At 37.6% G+C, this 24545-nt stretch carries 12 protein-coding genes; all 12 read left to right on the top strand.

Annotated elements, in window-relative coordinates:
• Window positions 1–12: 12 nt before the first annotated feature.
• The 12 genes from PQ463_RS07675 (at window position 13) to PQ463_RS07620 (ending at window position 24515) form a co-directional block, all read left to right on the top strand.
• Window positions 13–1350: a glycoside hydrolase family 43 protein gene (locus tag PQ463_RS07675; protein ID WP_274257070.1), complete on the top strand. Its 1338-nt coding sequence runs from the start codon at window positions 13–15 to the stop codon at window positions 1348–1350.
• Between the two features lie 37 nt (window positions 1351–1387).
• Window positions 1388–2758 (top strand): glycoside hydrolase family 43 protein, encoded by a 1371-nt coding sequence (locus PQ463_RS07670; protein WP_274257069.1) that lies wholly within the window; start codon window positions 1388–1390, stop codon window positions 2756–2758.
• A 131-nt stretch (window positions 2759–2889) separates the two neighbouring features.
• A complete protein-coding gene (locus PQ463_RS07665) occupies window positions 2890–4767 on the top strand; it encodes a glycoside hydrolase family 97 protein (RefSeq protein ID WP_274257068.1) in 1878 nt (625 codons plus the stop codon).
• 693 nt (window positions 4768–5460) lie between these two features.
• Entirely contained in the window at window positions 5461–8661 is a 3201-nt protein-coding gene (locus PQ463_RS07660) for a SusC/RagA family TonB-linked outer membrane protein (protein ID WP_204251869.1), read from the top strand.
• Window positions 8662–8671: 10 nt separating this feature from the next.
• On the top strand, window positions 8672–10561 hold the full coding sequence (locus tag PQ463_RS07655) for a RagB/SusD family nutrient uptake outer membrane protein (RefSeq protein ID WP_274257067.1): 1890 nt from the start codon (window positions 8672–8674) through the stop codon (window positions 10559–10561).
• 40 nt (window positions 10562–10601) lie between these two features.
• Entirely contained in the window at window positions 10602–13625 is a 3024-nt protein-coding gene (locus tag PQ463_RS07650) for a SusC/RagA family TonB-linked outer membrane protein (protein ID WP_274257066.1), read from the top strand.
• Between the two features lie 27 nt (window positions 13626–13652).
• A complete protein-coding gene (locus tag PQ463_RS07645) occupies window positions 13653–15392 on the top strand; it encodes a RagB/SusD family nutrient uptake outer membrane protein (protein WP_274257065.1) in 1740 nt (579 codons plus the stop codon).
• 44 nt (window positions 15393–15436) lie between these two features.
• Complete coding sequence (locus PQ463_RS07640) at window positions 15437–16471, top strand: DUF5627 domain-containing protein (RefSeq protein ID WP_274257064.1); 1035 nt, start codon at window positions 15437–15439, stop codon at window positions 16469–16471.
• A 32-nt stretch (window positions 16472–16503) separates the two neighbouring features.
• Window positions 16504–18180: an endo-1,4-beta-xylanase gene (locus PQ463_RS07635; RefSeq protein ID WP_274257063.1), complete on the top strand. Its 1677-nt coding sequence runs from the start codon at window positions 16504–16506 to the stop codon at window positions 18178–18180.
• Between the two features lie 602 nt (window positions 18181–18782).
• On the top strand, window positions 18783–21791 hold the full coding sequence (locus PQ463_RS07630) for a SusC/RagA family TonB-linked outer membrane protein (RefSeq protein ID WP_274257062.1): 3009 nt from the start codon (window positions 18783–18785) through the stop codon (window positions 21789–21791).
• Between the two features lie 9 nt (window positions 21792–21800).
• Entirely contained in the window at window positions 21801–23297 is a 1497-nt protein-coding gene (locus tag PQ463_RS07625; RefSeq protein WP_274257061.1) for a RagB/SusD family nutrient uptake outer membrane protein, read from the top strand.
• 255 nt (window positions 23298–23552) lie between these two features.
• A complete protein-coding gene (locus tag PQ463_RS07620; protein ID WP_274257060.1) occupies window positions 23553–24515 on the top strand; it encodes a glycoside hydrolase family 43 protein in 963 nt (320 codons plus the stop codon).
• Window positions 24516–24545: the final 30 nt, after the last annotated feature.

The following is a 24545-nucleotide window of genomic DNA, read 5'->3' as shown; positions in this document are numbered from 1 at the left end:
AAATTAAATATTATGAATAAAAGCACCCATAAAATTATAGTTTTCTGCTCTCTTATAATGATTTCTTTTCAAGGAATTGCCCAAAGTGATATTAAGCAAAAGCCGATAATCCAGACAAAATATACCGCTGATCCAGCCCCAATGGTTTACAAGGATACTGTTTTTTTATATACTTCTCATGATGAAGATGATGCGGAAGGTTTCAAAATGCTTGACTGGCTTTTGTATACTTCCACAGATATGGTAAACTGGACCGATAGGGGAGCTGTAGCCTCTTTAAAAGATTTCAGCTGGGCAAGACAAGACAACGGAGCTTGGGCCATTCAGACGATTGAGCGCAATGGCAAATTTTATCTGTATGCACCGATGCATGGAAATGGAATAGGGGTTTTAGTATCAGACAGTCCTTATGGGCCTTTTAAAGATCCATTGGGAAAACGATTAATAGATACTGATCATAAATGGAATGATATTGACCCATCTCCTTTTATAGACGATGATGGACAAGCCTATTTGTATTGGGGTAATCCGGATGTTTATTACGTAAAATTAAATAAGGATATGATCTCTTATTCGGGCGATGTTGTAAAAGAACCAACTAAACCGAAGAATTATCAGGAAGGCCCATGGATTTACAAAAGAAACAAACATTATTATATGTCTTATGCTTCAACCTGCTGTCCGGAAGGAATTGGATATGCTATGAGCAATTCTCCAACAGGACCGTGGGAATACAAGGGAATGGTCATAGAAGCCAGCGAAAAAACAAGAGGGAATCATCCGGGAATTATTGATTATAAAGGAAAATCGTATGTTTTTGGGCATAGTTATGATGTTATAAAAAGACAAACTTCTACATTTTATGAAAGACGCTCGGTGGATCTGGATGAAATCATTTATAATCCTGACGGAACGATAAAAACACTGTCGTATTTCTCCGTTGATGGACCTGCTGCTGTAGGAGATATTAATCCTTTTAGCCGTGTTGAAGCCGAAACAATTGCTTGGAGTAAAGGTGTGAAGTCAGACAAAAAGGATCAAAAAGGAGTTTTTATAACCCAGATTGACCATAATGATTACATAGAAGTTAAAGCAGTTAATTTTAAGAAATCACCAAAAGAATTTTTAGTAAATGCATCTTCTGTTTTGGGAGGTAGAATAGAAATACATCTAGATGATAAAGATGGAGCACTTTTAGGAGTGTGCGATATAAAAAATACAGGAAGCGCGAATAATTGGAAAGATTTTGCCTGTAAGGTTAAAAACGTAAAAGGTCTTCATAATGTCTTTTTTGTATTTAAGGGAGAAGGAAAATCCATGTTTAATTTAGACTGGTGGACTTTTAAATAATTTTTATTTCTAGTTTAAAAAGTAAAAAATAAGGAAAATGTCATATAAAATTTATGTAAAAAAATTAAGGTTTTTAGCAGCATTTAGCATTTCTGTATGCGGTTTTGCTCAAAACCCTATCGTACAGACTAGCTATACAGCAGATCCGGCGCCAATGGTTTACAATAATAAACTGTATTTGTATACTTCGCATGACGAAGACCATTCGACTTGGTTTACCATGAATGACTGGAAATTGTACACTACAGATGATATGGTAAACTGGACAGATCATGGAGCGGTATTATCGTATAAAGATTTTAGCTGGGCAAAAATGAATGCTTGGGCAATTCAATGCATAGAAAGAAAAGGCAGATTTTATTTGTATGCTCCAATTACAGATAATCAAGGGCGAAATGGGATTGGCGTAGCAGTTTCAGACAGTCCGTATGGGCCGTTTATAGATCCGTTAGGAAAACCTTTGGTGCAAAATAGTGACGCCGATATTGATCCGACTGTTTTTATCGACGATGATGGACAGGCTTATTTATTGTGGGGCAATCCGGTTTGCCATTATGTGAAATTAAATGAAGACATGATTTCTTATGCCGATGAGGTAAAGATATTTCCAAATACAATTGAATCGTTTGGAAAGCGTACCGGAAAAGAAGATCCGCGCAGACCTACCACTTACGAGGAAGGGCCGTGGCTTTATAAAAGAAACAGATTGTACTATCTGTTTTTTGCTGCCGGACCAATTTCTGAGCATATAGGATATTCTACAAGCAAAAGTCCGCTTGGGCCGTGGAAATATCAAGGAGTTGTAATGCCTACGCAGGGTGAAAGCTTTACCAATCATCCTGGGGTAATAGATTTTAAAGGAAAAACGTATTTCTTTTATCATAATGGCGCTTTGCCAGAAGGCAGCGGTTTTACCAGATCTGTGGCAGTTGAAGAACTGCAATTTAATTCTGACGGTAAAGTCAAAGAAATGAATATGACAGAAGGCATCAAAAAAGGAATCGCTACTCTGAATCCGTATGCTAAGTCAGAAGCAGAAACGATAGCTTGGTCTAAAGATGTAAAATCAATGCAGAATAAAGAAGTAGGCGTCTTCATAACTGCTATGAAAAACAATGCCTTCACGAAAGTGAAAGATGTTGATTTTCGTGAATCGGGCGCTTCAAAATTTACAGCTCGCGTAGGTACTACGCACAATGGAAATGTATCAATGGAAATTAGACTTGATAGTCTGGAGGGAGAATTGATAGGAACAGTAAAAGTTCCTATGACGGGAGGAAATGATAGGTGGGCTCTGGTTACAGCAGATATCAAAAAGGTTTCTGGAGTGCACGATCTTTATTTTATATACAAAGGCAATGCCGCTGAAAAAATCATGTATTTTGATTATTGGATGTTTTCGAAATAGCATTTTTAGCTAACCCTACTTCAGTAAAAAGAGTTTAATCATTACAAAAAGAAAAATCTTCAAAGGTTATGAATCTTAAAAAAATAATATTTTTATGTTTAGTTAGTTTCTTTAAACTAAACGCCCAATCAGTGGTAAAAAGTCCGGACGGAAAACTTGCGGTGTCGGTTTCTGCAGATAATGGAATGCCCCAGTATAGCGTAACATACAATGAAAAAACATTTATAGAAAAATCGCCATTAGGCTTAAAAACGAATGCGGGAGATTTTAGCTCCGGACTGGCTTTGCAGGCGAATAGCGTCCAAAACAAAGTTGACGAATCGTATCAGCTGCGCAACATCAAAAAAAGCAGCGTGCATTATACGGCCAACGAAGCTGTTTTTTCATTCACAAAAGAGGGCAGGCCGGCTCTAGATGTGATTTTTAGGGTGAGCAATAATAATCTGGCATTCAAGTATAAAGCATATCCGCAGAAAGAAACGCTTTCGTGCGTGGTTCAGGAAGAGGCTTCGGGATTTCTGATGCCAAGCGGAGCCACTACATTTCTATGTCCGCAAAGCAATCCGATGACCGGATTTGCGAGAACAGGTCCTAGTTATGAAACTTCGTATATGTTAGATGATGCCGTTGGAAAAAATGGCTGGGGAAATGGATACACTTTTCCATGCCTGTTTAAAGTAAACGGCGGATGGGTCCTGATTTCTGAAACAGGAGTAGACGGCGGCTATTGTGCCAGCCGCTTGATAGGACATGAGAACGGATTGTATTCCATTGGATTTCCGATGCCGGGAGAAAATAACGGAAACGGAACAGCTTCGCCGGGAATCCCGCTTCCGGGAGAAACGCCATGGCGCACCATTACAATTGGAGAAACCCTTGCTCCGATAGTGGAGACCACAATTCCGTTTGACTTGGTTAAGCCAAAATATGAGGCCTCTAAAGAATACCAGTACACAAAAGGCACTTGGAGCTGGATTATCAAAATGGATAATAACACCACTTTTCCTGTTCAAAAGCAATATATTGACTTCAGCGCTTTAATGGGATATGAAACCATTTTAGTCGATGCGCTTTGGGATACGCAGATAGGCCGAGATAAAATAGAAGAATTAGCGGCGTACGGCGCTCAGAAAGGCGTTGGGCTTTATTTGTGGTACAATTCAAACGGGTATTGGAATGATGCTCCGCAAGGCCCGAGAGGATTGATGGATAATGCGGCCATCAGACGAAAAGAAATGGCATGGATGAAAAGCATCGGAATCAAGGGAATTAAAGTGGACTTTTTTGGCGGCGATAAGCAGGTGACCATGAAACTCTATGAAGATATTCTGACGGATGCCAATGAATTTGGAATAATGGCTGTTTTCCATGGCTGCACATTGCCTCGAGGCTGGGAACGCATGTATCCGAATTACGCCTCCAGCGAAGCGGTTCTGGCAAGCGAGAATCTGCATTTCGGACAGCAGAGCTGCGATAATGAAGCTGTAAATGCGGCGACGCATACTTTTATCAGAAATGCGGTGGGAAGCATGGATTTTGGCGGAAGCGCTTTGAACAAATTCTACAATAGCGATAACATTCCCAACAAAGGCTCTAAAAGAATGACTTCAGATGTTTTTGCTTTAGCCGCTTCAGTGCTTTTTCAGAGCGGAGTGCAGCATTTTGCTTTGGCGCCTAACAATTTATATGATGCTCCGGACTGGGCCATAAAATTTATGAAAGAAGTGCCAACGGTCTGGGATGAGGTCCGCTTTCTGGAAGGATATCCAGGCAAATATGCTGTGCTGGCCAGAAGAAAAGGGGCAAAGTGGTATATCGCGGGAATTAATGCTGAAGATAAGCTGTTAAAGATAAAGTTAAAACTAGAAATGCTTAATTCTGGAACGACGGTAAATTACTACGCAGATGACGATCAGTTAAACGGAAAAGTAAGTAAATTGATAGTAGGCAAAAACAAAGAAGTTGAAATAAAAATACCTAAAAATGGAGGTATAGTAATAACAGATTAAAACGTTTTACTGATCCATTCTTATATAAGCCAGCTTATTGGTTAAGCTGGCTTTTTCTTTCCAAATAGTATCCATGTTTTTTGATGTGCTGTAATTATTACAATCGGTTGTTTTTTTGCTTCTAAATTTACTTCCTATTGAATCTATTACGCTTCAATTTGGGGCTAATGTGCTGATTATATGAATATATTGTGGTAATATGCTTACAATACAGAACTGTTTATAGTATTAAGTGTAAAATACACAATTGTTAATAATTTTGAGGATTAGCTGAAAAACCAATATTGTTTCTAGTTGAAATTGTTTTTAAAATATTAAATAATCAATAAATTACGTTAAAAAGTATTTAATGTATTATTATTTATGTGTTTTTTTACGGAATAATCAGTATAATTTCAAACAATCGGTTGTGTAATTCATTTTTTTCTATATTTTTGTTAACATAAAATTCACATTCATTTCTCAAAAACAAACCGAAGATTTCATTAATCAAATAATGGAGTCAGATGAACTATAAAAAACTTACTAACCAACCTTTTAAACCACAAAATAATGACTCACAATTCGACATGAAGCAATGATGATTATAAGCAGTTATCTATGGTTCGACAGGATAAGTTTTTCCTTGTATTCCTACTGCTTATCAATTTGAGAAGAGATAAATAAATAATTAGTTCAAACATCTTAATTAATATGAGAATAAAATTACGTGAAATTTTTATTGGCATGAAGTATCTGCCTTTAGGAGTTTTGTTTCAGTTTTTGTTTACAGGTGCATTGCAGGCTGCTGAGAAGGCGAAACCTTTGGAAAAAGCAGTATTCCAGACTAATCAAGAAATTATAATAACAGGACGAGTAACCTCTGCCAATGACCATTTGGGAATTCCAGGAGTAAATGTTGCCGTAAAAAACGTGCCGAATGCGATTGCTGTTACTGACATAGATGGTAAATACGTTATAAAAGTTCCGTCGTCAAAATCGATTTTAGTTTTTACAAGCGTAGGGTTTAAACCGTTGGAGATAGCCGTAGAAGGTAAGTCTGAAATTAATGCAGAAATGAAGCAAGATCAGACCGATTTGGGAGAAGTGATTATTGTGGGATACGGAAAACAGAAAAAAGCAAGTTTGGTTGCCTCCATTGCACAGGTTTCTGGTAAAACGCTAGAACGTGCAGGAGGGGTTAACAGTATTGGTGCTGCTTTGACAGGGAATGTTCCCGGGTTAATTACTTCTGCTAGTACTGGTATGCCAGGTGAAGAAGATCCGCAGCTTTTTATTCGTGGAGCTAGTACTTGGAACAATGCACAGCCGCTTATTTTAGTAGATGGGGTAGAAAGATCAATGAATAGTGTCGAAATCACTTCTGTAGAATCTGTTTCGGTTTTAAAGGATGCTTCTGCTACTGCGGTTTACGGAGTGAGAGGGGCTAATGGTGTAATTCTTATTACGACCAAACGAGGCCGTTCTGGTGCTGCGCTTATCAGAACCACTGTTAATACTACGGTAAAAGTGCCTTCAGAACTTCCTGCCAAACTGGATGCTTACGATGCGCTTATGGTTAAAAACAGGGCTATTGAATACGAATTGGCGTTGAGCCCTTCAAGCTGGAACGATTATCTGCCACAGGCTATAATTGATAAATACAGATATCCCGCCAATACTGCTGAAGCTGAACGTTATCCGAATGTTGACTGGCAGAAAACGCTTTTTAAAGATTATGCAATGTCTTACAATGCAAGTTTAAATGTAAGCGGAGGAACCAAATATGTGAAGTATTTTGCCAGTGCCGATTTTGTAAGCGAAGGAGATCTTTTTAAAAAATACAACAATAATAGAGGATATGATGCGGGATACGGTTATAACCGTTTAAATGTTAGAAGCAATTTAGATTTTCAGATTACGCCAAGCACTGTTTTTAAAGTTGGACTTGCGGGTTCTCATGGTGTTAAGAAAAGCCCTTGGGGAGCTTCGGGAAGCGAGTATCCAATGTGGGATGCGGCTTATTCGACAGCTCCAGATGTGTTCCTGCCTTTCTATGCTGACGGTTCTTGGGGGTATTACGCGCCTAATCAAGGTAAAGCTTCTAACTCTGTGCTGAATTTAGCGATAAGCGGGGTGCAGTATGTAACCAATACAAAGTTAAATACCGATTTTACGCTGGAGCAAAACTTAGACAAAGTAGTCAAAGGGCTTAGTTTTAAAGGAATGATCGCTCTTGATAATACTTTTGTGGAGAATAACAGAGGGGTAAATGATTTATATAATGATGTACAGCAGAAATGGATAGATCCAAACACTGGATTGGTGCTTTACAAAAATAGTTTTGACTTTAATAACCGATTTGATTTTCAAGAAGGGGTTAAGTGGTCGCCTAGTGCAGGTACTGTAAATGATGGGGCTTCAGTTCGTAACCTTTTCTATCAGCTTCAGTTAAATTATCATACCAAAATTGCCCAGAAACATGACATTGGTGCTTTGGGGCTTTTTAACAGATATCAGACTGCGACAGGAAGTGAAATTCCGCACTTCAGAGAAGATTGGGTTTTCCGTACCACTTATAACTACGCCGACAAATATTTTATCGAATATAATGGAGCCTACAATGGATCGGAGAAATTTGATAAAGAAAACCGTTTTGCATTTTTCTCTTCCGGTGGGGTAAGCTGGATCGTTACCAAAGAAAATTTCATGAAAGGAACAGCATCATTTCTGGATTTGTTAAAATTGCGTGCCACTTATGGAGAGATTGGTGATGACAACGTTAATGGAAGATGGCTGTATATGTCGCAGTGGGCTTATGGAGGCAATGCGCTGATGGGAGTGACAGGCGAAGCTGCAGAACAGAGTCCGTACACTTGGTATAAGGAAGCTTCTGTGGGTAATCCTGATGTTCACTGGGAAGTAGCTAAAAAGAGTGATATTGGGGTTGACTTTGGTTTTTTCAAAGGATTGGTTTCAGGAACTTTTGATTGGTATAGTGAAGACCGTAGAGATATCTTATTGGACGGCCTTAGAAGAGCAATACCTTCTTATTATGGTGCAGTGGCCCCTGTTGCCAACCTTGGACAGGTTCAGAATAGAGGTTATGAGCTTGAGCTTAAATTTAATTATACTTTTGGGAGTGGCCTGAATCTTTGGTTGAACACCAGCATTACGCATGCCAAGAACAAAATCATAAGTGCCGATAATCCTGAGTTGCTGCCAGATTACCAAAAAGGAGAAGGAAAAGCAATTGGACAGAGTTACTCGTATGTTAGCAATGGCTTCTACAATACATGGGATGAATTATACGCCAGCACTATTCATAGCACAAATGATGGACAAAAATTACCAGGCAATTATAATATCCTGGACTTTAATGCAGATGGTGTTATAGATGCGAAGGATAATATTCCGTTCGGATATTCTGGGACACCGCAAAATACATACAACACCACTTTTGGAGTAAACTGGAAAGGTTTCAGTGCATTTGTTCAGTTTTACGGTGTAAGCAATGTTACCAGACAAGTCGTTTTAACCAGTCTGTCTGAACAGAATCACGTGGTTTACGATCAAGGATCTTATTGGTCAGCTGATAATACAAATGCCGATTCTCCAATGCCTCGCTGGCTATCTACTGCAAGCAGTTTTAATAATGGAAGCAGATACATGTACGATGCCTCATACTTGCGTCTAAAGAACGCTGAGATTGCCTATACATTTGACGGAAAATCAAAATGGGTAAAATCTGCAGGTCTGCAAAGCATTCGAGTATATATCAACGGAAACAACTTATATCTATGGTCAAAAATGCCAGATGATAGAGAATCTAATTTTGCAGGAACAGGGTGGGCGTCACAAGGAGCGTATCCAACTGTAAAGCGATTTAATCTGGGAGCCAATATTATATTTTAAACTGAGAATTATGAAAAAATATATAAACACTATAGTAAAGTACAGCATTGTTTTAAGTGCGCTTTTAATTTCGGGATCCTGTGAGGATTATCTTGAAAAATCATCAGATTCTGATATTTCGTCAGAAGAGGCATTCAAAAATTTTGAAAATTTTCAAGGCTTTACAGAAGAATTGTACCATTGCATTCCTGATTTTACAAATGCCTATTGGACAAATTCATGGAATTGGGGAGAAGATGAAATTCAGTCTACAGCTCGTGATTTTCATTTTGTATGCAAAATTGATAAAGGAGATTTCTGGGGATGGCAGACTGAATTTGACGGATGGCAGGCAGGCTGGATGAACAGAAGAAATGTGAGCACAAATAGCGACCGTTTTGCTAAAGATTTGTGGACATTAGGATGGGCAGGAATACGTAAAGCTAATATAGGACTGGCCAACATTGATAAAATGACCGAATATACAGAGGAAGAAAGGAAAATGATAAAAGGACAGCTTTTATTTTTTAGAGGCTGGTTTCACTTTCAATTCATGCAGTATTTTGGAGGGCTTCCCTATATTGATCAAGTGCTTCCTAGTGATAAGCCCTTAAAATTGCCAAGACTTACCTATCAGGAATGTGCAGATAAAGCAGGAAGCGATTTTAGAGAAGCTGCCGATTTACTGCCGGTGAATTGGGATGATACTACCATTGGAAAAAGAACTTTAGGAAAAAATGATCTGCGCATTAATAAAATAATGGCTCTTGGATATTTAGGAAAAAATTATCTATGGGCAGGAAGTCCGTTAATGAATAAGGTGTCTACCGGTAATGCTGGTTATGATGCCGAATACTGTAAAAAAGCGGCAAAAGCTTTTGGTGAACTTTTGACTATAACAGAAAGCGGCGCATCTCAGTATAAATTGGTTCCATTCAGCAAATACAGTGATAATTTTTATACAACAGGAGGTAACTGGAGAATGCCTGGATCAACAGAAGCGATTTTTAGAGGACCTTATTTTGGTGCAAACGGATCGAATTGGGGAACTTCAAAACAATATCAGCCAGCTCCCCAAATTTGTGATGGCGATGTGAAGTTTTTGCCAACAGCAAATTATGTTGACAATTACGGAATGGCAAATGGAATGCCGATTAAAGATATTACGAAAGCTGATCCAGAATCTGGATATGATCCGCAATATCCTTGGAAAGGAAGAGACCCGCGTTTTTATAATGATATTGTATTTGATGGCGTAAAATGTGTTACAGGATCTATGCCTGCAAACGAAGAGCAAAACAGATATGCCAATCTTTATACTGATGGAAGCTATAGAAATATAAGCTCAGGCAGCAGAACAGGATATTTGCTGTATAAATTCATTCCAAGAACAGCCAATAAATTTGATGATGGTTTTGGGTACGGAAACAATCTTAATATCCACCTTCCATGGATGCGTCTGTCAGACATCTATATCATGTATGCAGAAGCAGCCGCGGTAGGTTACGGCGGTGCAGCAGGAAAAGATCCGCAATTTTCAAAAACAGCTGTTGATGCTATAAATGTGATCCGCGACAGAGCTGGCGTTGGCCATGTTGCAGCTGTATTTACAGGTGGTTTAGATGCGTTTATTGGAGAAGTAAGACGTGAACGCGCAGTTGAATTGAGTTTTGAAGGACACCGTTTTAACGACTTGCGCCGCTGGATGCTTTTAATTGATAGTCCGTATACTTTGAAAAAGTCAATTGAATTTGATAGAGCAGGTCCATTAGATGTAGATAATCCAAGCCAGAATAAAGTGCTTAATATTCGCGAGGTGGTAATATTGGAGCGAAAATTTTCTGAAAAACATTATTGGCTGCCATTAAAAAATGCAGACGTAAATATGTATATGGAGTTTTCACAGAATCCAGGATGGTAGTTCATAGACTATTTTAATAAACTAAAAAAAATATAGAATAATGAAATTTATACAGCTTAAAATAGTGCTATGTTTTGCAGTATTAACTTTGTTACCTGCTAAAATCCTTGCACAAAATAATCAAAAAATAAATTTAACAGGGATTATAACTGGAGCAGAAGGAAAGCCTCTTGAAAATGCGACTTTAGTAAGCAGTTCGGATAATGTTTCGGTAACGACAGATGCTACAGGGAGCTATTCGATTACAGTAACGCCAGATGCCGATTTAGTAGTGCAGGCGCCGGGATATCAATCACTTTCCGTTAAAGCTTCTACCGGAATAGACGATTTAAGTCTTAATCGCATTGCGGCAGACCAAGTGCAGATTGCTTTTAAGAAGGAAGATGCTCAGAATTTGATGGGAGGCGTTTCGTATATAAATGTGCCTCAAATAATAGATAAAAATTATACGACTTACAGTCTTGACGGGGTTCAGGCTCTTGTGGGAGGTTATAATGGAAGTATATGGGGCATGGGAGGCGATTTAGTGCTGGTAGATGGCTTTCCAAGGCCGGCCAATTCAATACTTACTACTGAAATAGATCAGATTACTTTTTTGAAAGGAGCATCTGCCGTGGCGCTTTACGGAAGCCGCGCCGCTAAAGGGGTGATTTATATTACAACTAAAAAAGGCAAAATTCAAAAACAGCAGATTACATCAAGACTGGATAATGGCGTGTTTATTCCCAAGAGCCTTCCTAAATATTTGGGATCAGCAGAATACATGCAGTATTACAATCAAGCGAGAGTTAATGATGGTTTAGATCCTTTATATTCAGATGAAACAATCTATAATTTTGCTTCGGGGAAAAATCCGTACCGATATCCGAATGTTAATTATTATGCACCTGAATACATAAAGAAATTTTATTTTAATTACGATGCCAATGTCGAAATTACCGGTGGTAATAAAGTGGCCAGATATTTTACAAATGTCAATTTTCTATCGCAACAGGATCCTTTGCAAGATTTTGGTGAAGCGGCACATAATAACATGAATAGATTTAATATTAGAGGTAATGTAGACCTTAGCATTAATGATCGAATTTCTGCAACTATAGGCGCTAATGCCATTTATTCAAACACAAGAGGAGTGAATACAGACTATTGGCAAAATGCGGCAACTTTAAGACCGCATCTGTTCAGCCCTTTATTGCCAATTAGCATGATTGAGCCAAATGATAAGGCAACATTGGCTCTTGCTAACAGCAGTAATTATATAATAGACAATCAATATCTTTTGGGCGGTACGCAGCTTAATCCGACAAATCCGTTTGCAGCAATTTATGCCGGAGGATATAATACCTTCACAAGCCGTCAGTTCCAATTTAATACTGGCGTTGATGTGAAGTTGGGAGATTTATTGGAAGGTCTTTCATTTCACACTGATTTTGCTGTAGATTATGCTACCTCTTATACTCAGTCGTATAATAATTCGTATGCTACTTATGAGGCAACTTGGAATACTTACGCAGGATTTGATCAGATAACATCTTTGACAAAATACGGAAAAGATGCAAAATCTGGAGTGCAGAACATTAGCAATAGTGCTTTTGATCAGACAGTGGCTTTCTCAGGACAGTTTAATTATGTGAAAAAAATAAAAGAGCAGCATAATGTATCAGCTATGCTGACAGCTTCAGGATTTCAGCAATCACGATCTGAAGTGTATCATAAAACCAGTAATGCTAATTTGGGGTTGAACTTAGGGTATAATTTCAATCAAAAATATTTTGCAGAATTCAATGGTGTATATGTCCACTCAGCAAAATTTGCTGAAGGAAACCGAGGGGCATTTTCTCCAACGATGTCTGTTGGATGGAAATTATCAGAAGAAGAGTTCATGAAGAGTGTAAGCGCGATCGATTATCTTAAATTGACAGCTTCGGGAGGTGTTTTAAATACCGATCTAGACGTAAACAGCTATTATTTATATCAGAGCATCTATACTCAGACAGATGGTGCTTGGTTTAGCTGGAGAGATGGTGCGCTTAACAGAAGTACAGACTCAAGAAGAGGTGAAAATTTAGACCTTACTTTCGCACAAAGAAAAGAGATAAGCTTTGGTCTAGAAGGTTCGTTCTTCGAGAAATTAATAACATTGAACAGTAATTTTTTCATTAATAAATTCGAAGGAAATGTTATTCAGGCTGCAAGTTTATATCCTATCTATTATACGACAGGCTGGCCAAACACTTCGTTTATTCCTTACATCAATTACAATGATGATAAACGTACAGGATTTGATTTCGATTTGAGATTTAACAAAAAGGTCGGAACTGTAGATTTAGCGCTTGGCTTTACAGGAACTTATTTAAATACTGAAGCTTCAAAACGTGCAGAGCTTTATGAAGACTCTTATCAAAACAGGCAAGGCAAACCTTTGGATGCTTTATGGGGACTTAAAAATGATGGTTTTTTTAGAGACGCAAATGATATTCAAAACTCGCCTTCACAAACTTTTGGACAGGTTAAACCAGGTGATATTAAATATAAAGACCAGAATGGCGATGGTATAATTGATGTGAAAGATGAGGTTTATTTGGGTAAAGCAGGATGGAACGGAGCTCCGTTTACTTATGGGGTTAACTTTACTGCTAAGTGGAACAACTTTACATTCTTTACAATAGTTACAGGCCAGACTGGTGCTTACGGCATGAAAAATAACTCTTACTATTGGATAGATGGAGAAGATAAATATTCTGTAAATGTTCGCAACAGCTGGACAGAAGAAACAAAAGATACTGCTGCTTTCCCTCGATTAACGTCATTGAATAGCGATAATAATTACCGCTCATCAGATTTCTGGATTTACAGCACCAATAGGATTGATCTTTCTAAGGTTCAAATTACATACGATTTTCCAAAAAAAGCGCTGAGTCAGACTTTCTTTAATGGTTTAAGTGTTTATGCGCTAGGAGCCAATCTTGCGACCATAGCAAAAGAAAGAGAATATATGGAATTGAACATAGGCAGTGCTCCGCAAACCAGATATTTCAATCTAGGTCTTAAAGCATTATTTTAAATTTTAGAAACACTTAATTTAATTAATATGAAAAAAATAAAACTATTAACTTTTATATCAATTGTGTTTGTTTTTTGCAGCTGTGATGACTTGATTGAGCCTGCCATAGAAAATAACAGGGGATTGAAAGATATGTACGCGGAAGCAGAATATGCTCAGGGAATTCTTTTAAATGCTTATACTAGACTTCCCGGAAATTCTTGGTCCTTTAACGATGTGGCGACAGATGACGCCGTTACCAACGATATCAATAGCAACTATCTTAAAGTGGCAACAGGACAGTGGACTGCCAATTTTAATCCATTAGACCAATGGACAAATTCAAAAAGCGCTATTCAATATCTAAACATATTTCTTGCGGAAGCCGATAAGGTAAAATGGGCAAAGGATGATAATGTAAGCGTATTGTTTAGAAATCGGCTAAAAGGCGAAGCTTACGGTCTGCGTGCACTTTATATGTACTACTTATTGCAGGCACATGCAGGTGTTGCAGCAAATGGTGAGTTATTGGGAGTTCCGGTTTTATTAGAGCCTCAAACTTCAACTTCAAACTTCAATGTTGGCCGCAGCTCATTTGAGGATTGCATGAAACAATTGTACGCTGACGTTGCAAAGGCTGTTGAATTGCTTCCGTTAGATTTTGAAGATGCTGCAACTCTGCCTCCTGGGTATGATAATTTAGCAGATTATAATCGTGTTTTTGGGCAGTACGCTAGACAAAGAATGTCTTCTAGAATTGCACAAGTGGTAAGAGCTCAAGCGGCTTTATTGGCAGCGAGTCCAGCATTTAGTTCTGGAAGCACTACTGCTTGGGAAAGCGCAGCTAAATATGCAGGGGAATTATTAAATCTGAATGGCGGCATTGCAGGTATCGATCCGAACGGTTTAAACTGGTACAATAATGCGGCTGAATTGAGCAGTTTAGGTGGAGGAGTAAATCCTAAAGAAGTAATCTGGAGATCGGATATTGCAGAAAGCAACACTTTAGAAAGCGATAATTTTCCGCCGACACTTTTTGGAAAAGGGCGTGTTAATCCAACTCAAAATTTAGTGGATGCTTTTCCTATGGCGAATGGATATCCTATTGCAAATCCGGCCAGCAATTATAATGCTGCCAATCCGTATGCCAATCGTGATCCGCGTTTGCAGAAATTTATTTTAGTCAATCAGGCTACAGCGGGTGTAAACAATACTGTTATTACTACAGCAAGCGACGGAAGCACAAATGACGCGCTGAACAAAGTAGGTACATCGACGCGAACAGGCTATTATATGAAAAAATTATTGCGTCAGGATGTTAACTTAAATCCAAATGCAGTCAATAATCAAAGACACTATAAGCCTCGCATGAGATATACAGAGCTGTATTTGATTTACGCTGAAGCGGCAAATGAGGCATGGGGGCCATTGGCTAGTGGTTCTGCAGGATTTTCGGCTTACGACGTAATTCAGGCACTAAGAAAAAGAGCAGGAATAAGCCAGCCCGATTTGTATTTGGAATCTATTAAATCAGACCAGTCTGCGATGCGTAATTTGATTAGAAACGAGCGCCGATTGGAATTATGTTTTGAAGGTTTTAGATTTTGGGATTTGCGCAGATGGAATTTAAACTTAACCAGCGCAGCAGAAGGAATGAAAATTCAAGGAGGTGCCTATCAAAAAATTACTGTGGAAAATAGACTTTTTCAAGAGTATATGAATTATGGTCCGATACCATATTCTGAAGTTCTTAAGTTTAACGCTCTCATTCAGAACAAAGGATGGTAGAATTATTTCTATCTAAAATGTCTATTATATAAATGTATAAAAAAATGAAAAACAAGATATTTTTAATGGCCGCGGTTCTCTTTGGCTTATTGGCAGCATGCACTAACGATGATCAAAATTTTGATGATTATGAATATTCAGCAGTTTATTTTGCTTATCAGTTTCCTGTTAGAACCATAACTTTAGGAGAAGATATATTTGATACATCGCTAGATAATGCGCATAAATGTAAAATTATGGGAACTTTAGGCGGGGTTTATGAGAATAATAAAGACGTAACAATTGATGTTTCGGTTGCCAATTCTCTAACATCGAATCTTTTATTTAAGAGCGGAGGCGATCAGATTGTTGCCATGCCTTCAAATTACTACACACTTTTGAGCGATAAAATTGTTATCCCGAAAGGTCAGATTTCTGGAGGAGTCGAAGTGCAGTTGACAGATGCTTTCTTTGCGGATCCTCTTGCCATAAAAAAGACCTATGTTATTCCGCTTCAAATGACAAAAGTTATGAATGCGGATTCTATTTTGTCAGGAAAAGCATTAGTTGCAAATCCATTAAGACCCTTAGCTTCCGATTGGAGTGTAGCTCCCAAAGACTATGTTTTTTACGCGATTAAATATGTAAATCCTTGGGACGGATTTTATTTAAGAAGAGGTAAAGACACTTTTGTTGGAAATAACGGAAACACTGCGCTTAATAGAGTAGTAAGCCGTCACAGCCAATATGTTGAGAAAGATCAGGTTAACAGGATAAATACCTTGTCAATGAAGACTATAGATTTTCCTGTTACTATTAAAGATAATACGGGAGCCAATATTAATTTCAATCTGGTGCTCACATTTGACGATAATAATGGGTGTACTGTTTCTGGAAACAATAGTGCTCAGTTTACAGCAACTGGCACAGGTAAATTTGTGAAAAGAGGGGAAAAAAACAGCTGGGGAAGCAAGGATCGCGATGCGCTTTATTTGGATTATAAAGTGAATTTTCAAGATTTTAGCCTAACAACCCAAGACACATTAGTGCTTCGTGATAGAGGCGTAACTGCAGAATTATTTACGCCAGTTGCCAAATAATTGAAATTATTAAAAGTATAAATTTAAACGATATGAATAAATTATATAAAATGGCGATGCTGTTCTGCACTGCTGCAGCAGTCTGGTCCTGTGCAAATGATAGTGTTTTAGATTTTGAATATGCCAAACCTGAGTCCATTGCCAATCAGGAGAAAATAGATGCCTATAAAGATTTAAAAACCTATGTTGGCAGATCGGGCAATCCAGATTTTAAATTAGGTGCCGGAATTTCATTATCAGAGTATGTTTCAGGTGGAATTGTCAAAAGGCTTGTAGATCGAAATTTTGACGAAATCACCATGGGGTACGAAATGAAGCATGGGGCAGTAGTTAAAAATGACGGCACGTTTGACTTCTCTGGAATAGATAAACTGCTGGCAGCCACTCAGCAATCTGGAGTGACGCTATTTGGGCATACTTTATGCTGGCATGCCAATCAAAATGCAGCTTACTTAAAGGGCCTTATTGCTCCTGTAATCATTCCATCAACAGGAGGACCAAGTTGGGATCTTGTAACAGGCAATGATTTTGAATCAGATAACACATCCAATTATCAGGTTAATTCAAATGTAACCATGGCATATACTGCAGCTGGCGAAGGTGCAAACGGAGTAGGCAGAGCGCTTAAATTAACCAATGCTGCAGTTCGTGCGAACGACTGGGAGGCACAGCTGTTTATAAAATTTTCTCCAGCTGTTCAGGCAGGTGAAAAATACCAGTTGTCAATGGATATCCGTTCAGATGTAAATGCTTCTTATCCTACGCAGGCACATGTAACGCCAGGAGCCTATAAGCACTGGGATTTTTTCGGAACAATTTCTTCAACGCCAACTTGGACAACCTATACAAAAGAAATTACCGTTTCGGCAGAGCAGGCAACTTGTGGAGTAATTGCTTTCAATCTTGGAAAAACGGCTACCAATTACTATTTTGATAATATTACATTAAAGAAGTACAATTCAACAGGAGGAAGCACAATCATTGAGAAGACTCCAGAAGAGAAGAAAAATATCATTAATGAAAGTCTGGAGAAATGGATCTCAGAAATGATGAAAAAATGTGCTCCTGCCGTAAAAGCTTGGGATGTGGTTAATGAGCCGATGGATGACGGCAAACCTTACGAATTAAAAACAGGTATTGGAAAAACTTTGGCCGCAGACGAATTTTTCTGGCAGGATTATTTAGGTAAGGATTATGCGGTAGAGGCATTTAGATTGGCAAGAAAATATGGTAATCCTACTGATAAATTATTTGTAAATGACTATAATCTTGAATATAATTTGGACAAATGCAAAGGGCTTATTACGTATGTAGAGTATATTGAAAGTAAAGGACAGAAAGTTGATGGGATTGCAACACAGATGCATATTAGCATTAATTCGAATAAAGAAAATATTGCAGCAATGTTTCAATTATTGGCGGCAACAGGCAAGCTTATTAAAGTTTCAGAATTGGATATTGCTGTAGGAACTGCAGATGTGACCGAAACTATGCTTCAAAAACAAGCTGAAATGTATAAATATGTTGTAGATATGTATTCAAAATATATTCCAGCCAAACAAAGATATGGCATTACGGTTTGGGGAGTTAGCGACAGCAAAAAAGATTCTTCTTGGCTTCCTGGCGAAAAACAAGCTTTATGGGATATCCAGTTTACCCGTAAACCAGCCTATGCACGATTTGCAGATGGATTAAATGAAATGAAGTAAAGTAAATATATTTTTAAGTGTTTTTTGTAGCCCGATGCAATAGCATCGGGCTTTTTTATTGAATAGGTTTTGTTAGTTTAAAAAAGCGGCTAATTTTTTAACAACCGATTGTTATTTTGGCTTTTTCTAGCCTTTTTTAAATCAATATCAGTATAAGATAAATTGCAAAACCGATCATTTTAACTGATTTTAGTAAATTTTTACTGATATTTTATAGGTTTTTAAAGATTTTACGCTCTTTTTTCAATATTGTATTTTTTATAGAAAGTCGGTCAGTTAGCTACTGAATTATAATTATTTATTTAATAATTATTTTTAAAATGAATAATTATTAAATTTTTTAAGATAAAAATATTTTTAATGTTTTTATTTGTGTTATTTTTTGAGTTTTTTTTAAATAAATTATTAAGCAACCGATTGTTTTACGAGTTGTTTTTTTATATTTGTGATGATATGTTGTTTGTAAAATTGATTCATATTTAAATAGTCTTTTTTATAAAAAAGATTTTAAGCATAAACGGAATAAAAGAATACATATGAACCTTTACTGATTAAAAAAACAAAAACCATTAACTATTTAAACCAAACAAAAAACAATTAATATGAAGTTAAAACTCAAAATTGCACTAATCGGACTGCTGTTAGTTGGCAGTCATAACATAATGGCACAATCAAAGACCATTCATGGCGTGATTACCGACCCTTCGGGATTTCCGTTGCCGGGTGCCAGTATTAATGTAGTAGGTACGCAAAATAGCGCATCGACAGATTTTGACGGTAAATACTCTTTAAAAGGAGTTAATCCTACCGATAAAATAACGTATTCTTATGTTGGTTTAGTTTCACAGACTATTACTGTAGGCGAAAGAAGCTCAATCAATGTGACTCTTGTTCAAAACACGCAAAATTTAAATGAAGTTGTAGTAGCCTATGGTACTCAAAAGAGAGCTAAGGTTACAGGAGCGATTTCTACGGTAAGTTCAAAAGATATTGCCGCAGTGCCTATTACCAATGCTGAATCTGCTTTACAAGGACGTGCTGCAGGGGTTACAGTGGTAAATGGCGCGCCGGGTTCTAATCCTACAGTGAGCATTCGTGGTCTGGCAACAATGGGAAACAGTGCTCCTTTATATGTGATTGACGGAGTTTTAACTGGGAATCTTTCTGGATTAAGCCCTAATGACATTGAGAGCATCTCGGTTTTGAAAGATGCTTCTACAACCGCTTTATACGGTTCTAAAGCTTTTAATGGCGTTGTTATGGTGACCACCAAAAAAGGTAAAAAAGGCCCAGGCCAATTAAACTTTAGCACTTACGTTGGCGGACAGGAAGTGACAAAACGATATAGTGTTTTAAATACGCAGCAATATTTGCAGTACGCTAAAGATTTAGGAAGCGATTTAACAGCAAGAGCGGCAGAGTTTGGAAATATCAATACCAACTGGCAGGACCAGATTTTTCAAACAGGAGTTATGCAGGATTACAACCTGAGCTTTTCAAATGGTACAGAGACTTCAACAGGGCGTTATTCTGCAGAATATATGAAACAGGATGGAGCTATTATCAATACGGGTTTCGAACGTTATTCTTTTAGAGCCAATAATACGCAGGATATTGGTAAACTAAAAATAGGAAGCAACATGGGGGTTTCTTTTAGCACGATTAATCCAGAGCGCAGCTCAGGAGGAAGAACTTTACTTGAGCATGCCATTAAAATGGCTCCATATTTCCCAATTTATAATGAAAACAGTTTAGGCGGTTATCAAGGGCCTAGCGCCATTGATGGAAATGATGCTGAAAACCCAGTGCGTGTTGCTAACTTAGGGTATCAAAAAATTAACAACCTGTCTATTATCGGAAATATTTATGCAGAATTGGAAATCTACAAAGGGTTGAAATTCAGATCGCAAGTTTCTTTAGATTACTTTACAAGTAAAGATCATACTTTCATTCCAAGTTTTCAAGATGGTTCTTACCATAAACAAGCATTTTCTTCTACTAACGAAACAAATTCTCAAGGGCAAACTATCGTTTTCGATAATAGTTTAACGTATAAAACAACGATTGCTCAAAAGCACAACCTTGAAGTATTGGGAGTTATTACTAAAATTGACGGCAAAGGACAAAGTTTAGCAGCAGGTAGCAAATACTACATTTCAAATGAAATTGATCAGTTAAGATATAATGAGGGGAGTTTAGGGTCTTCTAATTATGAAGAAAAAAACTTAGGATATATTGCTCGCATCAATTATGATTATGATGGCAAATATCTTTTAGCAGTTTCAGGACGTAGAGATGCATCTTCTCGTTTTGGGGCAAATAACCGTTGGGGGAATTTCTACTCAGTGGCTTTAGGTTGGAATATTGCGAAAGAAAACTTTATGCAAAATTCTATTTTCAGCACCTTAAAACTTAGAGCTAGTACAGGAACAACAGGAAATGATAGAATTGACAATTACCAATACAGCGCTACTTTATTGGCAAATTACAATTATCCAATTGGAGGAGAAAATGCACCTGGCGTTTCTTTAGGTGTTGCGGCTAATCCGGACTTGAAGTGGGAGTCAAAACTGGATAGAAATATTGGTGTTGATTTCGGTTTATTTGATGATGCGCTAACAGGTTCATTTGAGTATTTCAATAATAAAAGCAGCGATATTCTTTTTGCAGTTCCTCTTGCTGCTTCTGTCGGATCTGCAGGCGGCGGAACTCAAATTCAAAATATTGCAGATGTAAAAGTAAGCGGTTTTGAGGTTTCTATTGGTTACAATGACAGAAAAGGAGACTTTACATGGTCTGCCGTTGCAAATTTAGGGACAAGTAAAAATGAAGTGGTTGGTTTAGCGCCTGGAGTGACCAGCGTATTAGGTGGTCCTTCTGCAAGAGCAGGTTTAGAAAATTTCTCTAGATTAGAAGTAGGACAGCCATTATTCTATTTTTATGGATACCAGACTAATGGAATTTACCAAAATCAAGCAGAAGTGGATGCTGTTTTTGGACCAGGTCAGACTGCTATAAAACCGGGAGATATTAAAATTGTAGATCGCGATGGCAATAAAGTGATCAATTCAGATGATAAAACAAACATCGGAAATCCGTATCCTGATTTTACTTACGGTTTAAACCTAACTGCAGCATATAAAAACTTTGATTTCAATTGTTTTATCACAGGAGTTGCAGGAAATGATATTTATAATGCAAACACTTTTGACCTAAAAGGAATGAACCGTTTGTTTAATGCCAGCACTGATGTTCTGGACAGAGCAATTGTTCAAAACGGTGTTGTAACAAATCCGTCAGCGACTTTGCCAAGAGCACAAGGAGCAGATATCAACTGGTCTTCTGCAAATCAGCGCTATATTGAAGATGGTTCTTTTACAAGATTAAAAAACATCGCTTTAGGATATACATTAACTGGAGATGCATTTAAGAGCTATTTCTCAAAAGCAAGATTCTATATAAGCGGACAGAACCTTATAACAATTACTAATTACTCTGGTTTAGATCCAGAAATCGCACGTGCCGATGGCAATGCAAATTCAGCAGGTATTGATTTAGGAAGGTATCCACAGCCGAAATCGGTAATTTTTGGAATTGATGTTACATTTTAATATTTAAAGATGATGAAAAAAATTAAATATATATTTATAATGCTGTCTGGAGCTTTAATCATGACTTCATGTGACAGTAGCGAATTAGAATTGACTAACCCCAATACTTTATCGCCTGAAACTTTCTTTAAAACTGAAACTCAGGTGCAGTCTGCTGTAAATGCTTCGTATGCAAATCTGCAGACAAGAGGGCTTTATGGAAGAAATCTTTTCTTCGCAATGGACCTTATGGGACATGATGCTTTAGGAAATCCGCAGTTGGAAGGTAACAAAAAACCTTTTCAGGATTTTTCTTTTAATGCAGGAAATGATATTATTCAATACTATTGGGAGTCTTGTTTTACGGGAATATCTAGAGCAAATTTTGTGCTGGATAACGAACAGAGAATCAATGCGCTTCCCAATAATGTTTTGTCTCAGGAAAAAAAGAACAAGTATTTAGGAGAAGCTCATTTTTTAAGAGCCTACTATTATTTCCTGCTAGTAAGACGTTTTGGCGATTTGCCAATTTATAAAACAGGTACTATTGTAGGAAATGCAAGAAGCCCTAAAGCAGAGGTATACGCTTTGATTGAAGAGGATCTGGTATTTGCAACACAAAATCTTTTGCCAAAAGGATCAGAATCTGCAGGAAGAGCCAATAAAGAAGCAGCTTATGCGCAATTGGGTAAAGTATTATTGTACCAAAAGAAATATGACGAAGCTTTAGCGGCGTTTAACAATGTGACTGGTTACAGCCTTGAAGATAAAGGTAATTTTTACAACAACTTCATGCAAGAAACAGAACATGGCAAAGAGTCGATTTTTGAAATCGAGTTTGATGAAAAAAATGGAACTGGTGATCAGTGGGGAGCTGTTGGTGACAGTGGCGGAACCGGTTTTGATGAGTCAACGCTTAGAGGTCAGGAATACGGAAATCTTAGCTGGTACAATGTTTATCCATCAGATGGTCTTTTAGACTCTTATGAAGCAGGTGATAACCGTTTTGGTGATACTTTTTATGTGCCAGGATCAACTTATTTAAAAGGAGCTAAGGTGATGGTTCCAAGTAATTTTACTACTTCTGCAGGCATTAGAAGAGCAGGATGGAAAAAATATCAAAACTATTACAATAGAGAAGATGAAGCAACGCGTTCAAGCATTAACTTTAAAGTGATGCGTTATGCAGATGTATTGCTTATGAAAGCAGAATGTGAAAACCAGAGGAATGGCGGTTCGCAGACAGCAGCGATTGCTTATATTAAAGAAGTTCGTGACAGAGCAAACTTGGCAACGAATATTACAGCATCAAAAGACGCAGTTTTTGCGGCAATTGTTCACGAACGTCAGGTAGAATTTGCTGGAGAACAATCTCGTTTTGATGATCTTATAAGATGGAACATGGCAAGTACAGTATTGCAGGGTACAGGTTTTACTTCTGGAAAAAGTGAGCTATGGCCTATACCAAACAGAGAAACATCTTCTAATCCTAAAATAAAACCAAGCGATAACAATCCTGGTTATTAAGATATTTAAATTTTGGTTAGTTTAAGTTAAATAAAGTAAAGTTAAGTAAAGTTAAGTCAAGTTAAGTCAAGTCAAGTTAAGTCAAGTTAAGTTAAGTTAAGTTAAGTTAAGTTAAGTTAAGTTAAGTCAAGTTAAGTCAAGTTAAGTTAGTTTTTTTATAAACAGCGCATTTATTGCGCTGTTTATTGTTTACAGAAATTGAATTGCAGAAAAACTGACTGCATTTTCGAAATTATTTCAATTAAATCAGATAAAATGAAAAATACAGGTAAAATTTTATGTGTGCTCTTTTGTAATTTATTTGCAATAAACATAGAAGCACAAAATCCGATTATCAAAGATATTTTTACAGCCGACCCAGCACCTCTAGTGCATAAAGGCACTTTGTATTTGTACACGGGACATGATGTGGCAACTCAGGAAGATACCAATTATAAAATGGCCGACTGGCACGTTTTTTCTACCATCAATATGAAAGATTGGAAAGATCACGGAGCCCTTCTTTCTCCAAGTGCATTTTCTTGGGCAACTGGCGATGCGTATGCAGCCCAGTGCATAGAAAGAGACGGAAAATTCTATTGGTTTGTTTCTACATTTCATAAAAAAGATGAAGTAAGCCAGGGAGGTGCGGCAATAGGCGTGGCAGTTTCAGACAGTCCAACTGGGCCTTTTAAAGATGCGATAGGGAAGGCGCTTATTATAAATGAAATGACAACAGATATGAAATATGGTTGGGATGATATCGACCCTACTGTATTTATAGATGATGATGGACAAGCGTATATGTTTTGGGGAAATGGAAGCTGCAAATGGGTGAAGCTTAAGAAGAACATGATAGAATTGGATGGAGAAATTACCACTTTTAAGCCTAAAAATTATATTGAAGGTCCGTGGGTGTACAAAAGAAAAGGACTTTATTATTTAGTGTATGCCAGTGCAGGCACAAAACCTGAAATGATAGAGTATTGCACTGCAAAAAACATAACGGGACCATGGAAGTATCAGGGAATTATTCAGGAGAATGTCCAAAATAGTTTTACCACCCACCCTGGAATTATTGACTATAAAGGAAAGTCGTACTTCTTTTACCACAACGGAAGTTTGCCTACAGGAGGCAGTTACAGACGTTCAATTTGTGTTGACTATATGCATTATAACAAAGACGGAACTATTCAAAAAATTATACAAACCACAGAGGGGGTAGGTTCCGTTAAATAAAATCTCATTTTGTTTTTTCGTACGAAGAAA

The organism is Flavobacterium sp. KACC 22763, from assembly GCF_028736155.1.
Taxonomy (GTDB): domain Bacteria; phylum Bacteroidota; class Bacteroidia; order Flavobacteriales; family Flavobacteriaceae; genus Flavobacterium.
This window is presented reverse-complemented; position numbering and strand designations above follow the sequence as displayed.

Coding starts and splice junctions, on each gene's coding strand:
- PQ463_RS07675 (WP_274257070.1), top strand. CDS start 13: ATGAATAAAAGCACCCATAAAATTATAGTTTTCTGCTCTCTTATAATG.
- PQ463_RS07670 (WP_274257069.1), top strand. CDS start 1,388: ATGTCATATAAAATTTATGTAAAAAAATTAAGGTTTTTAGCAGCATTT.
- PQ463_RS07660 (WP_204251869.1), top strand. CDS start 5,461: ATGAGAATAAAATTACGTGAAATTTTTATTGGCATGAAGTATCTGCCT.
- PQ463_RS07655 (WP_274257067.1), top strand. CDS start 8,672: ATGAAAAAATATATAAACACTATAGTAAAGTACAGCATTGTTTTAAGT.
- PQ463_RS07650 (WP_274257066.1), top strand. CDS start 10,602: ATGAAATTTATACAGCTTAAAATAGTGCTATGTTTTGCAGTATTAACT.
- PQ463_RS07645 (WP_274257065.1), top strand. CDS start 13,653: ATGAAAAAAATAAAACTATTAACTTTTATATCAATTGTGTTTGTTTTT.
- PQ463_RS07640 (WP_274257064.1), top strand. CDS start 15,437: ATGAAAAACAAGATATTTTTAATGGCCGCGGTTCTCTTTGGCTTATTG.
- PQ463_RS07635 (WP_274257063.1), top strand. CDS start 16,504: ATGAATAAATTATATAAAATGGCGATGCTGTTCTGCACTGCTGCAGCA.
- PQ463_RS07630 (WP_274257062.1), top strand. CDS start 18,783: ATGAAGTTAAAACTCAAAATTGCACTAATCGGACTGCTGTTAGTTGGC.
- PQ463_RS07625 (WP_274257061.1), top strand. CDS start 21,801: ATGATGAAAAAAATTAAATATATATTTATAATGCTGTCTGGAGCTTTA.
- PQ463_RS07620 (WP_274257060.1), top strand. CDS start 23,553: ATGAAAAATACAGGTAAAATTTTATGTGTGCTCTTTTGTAATTTATTT.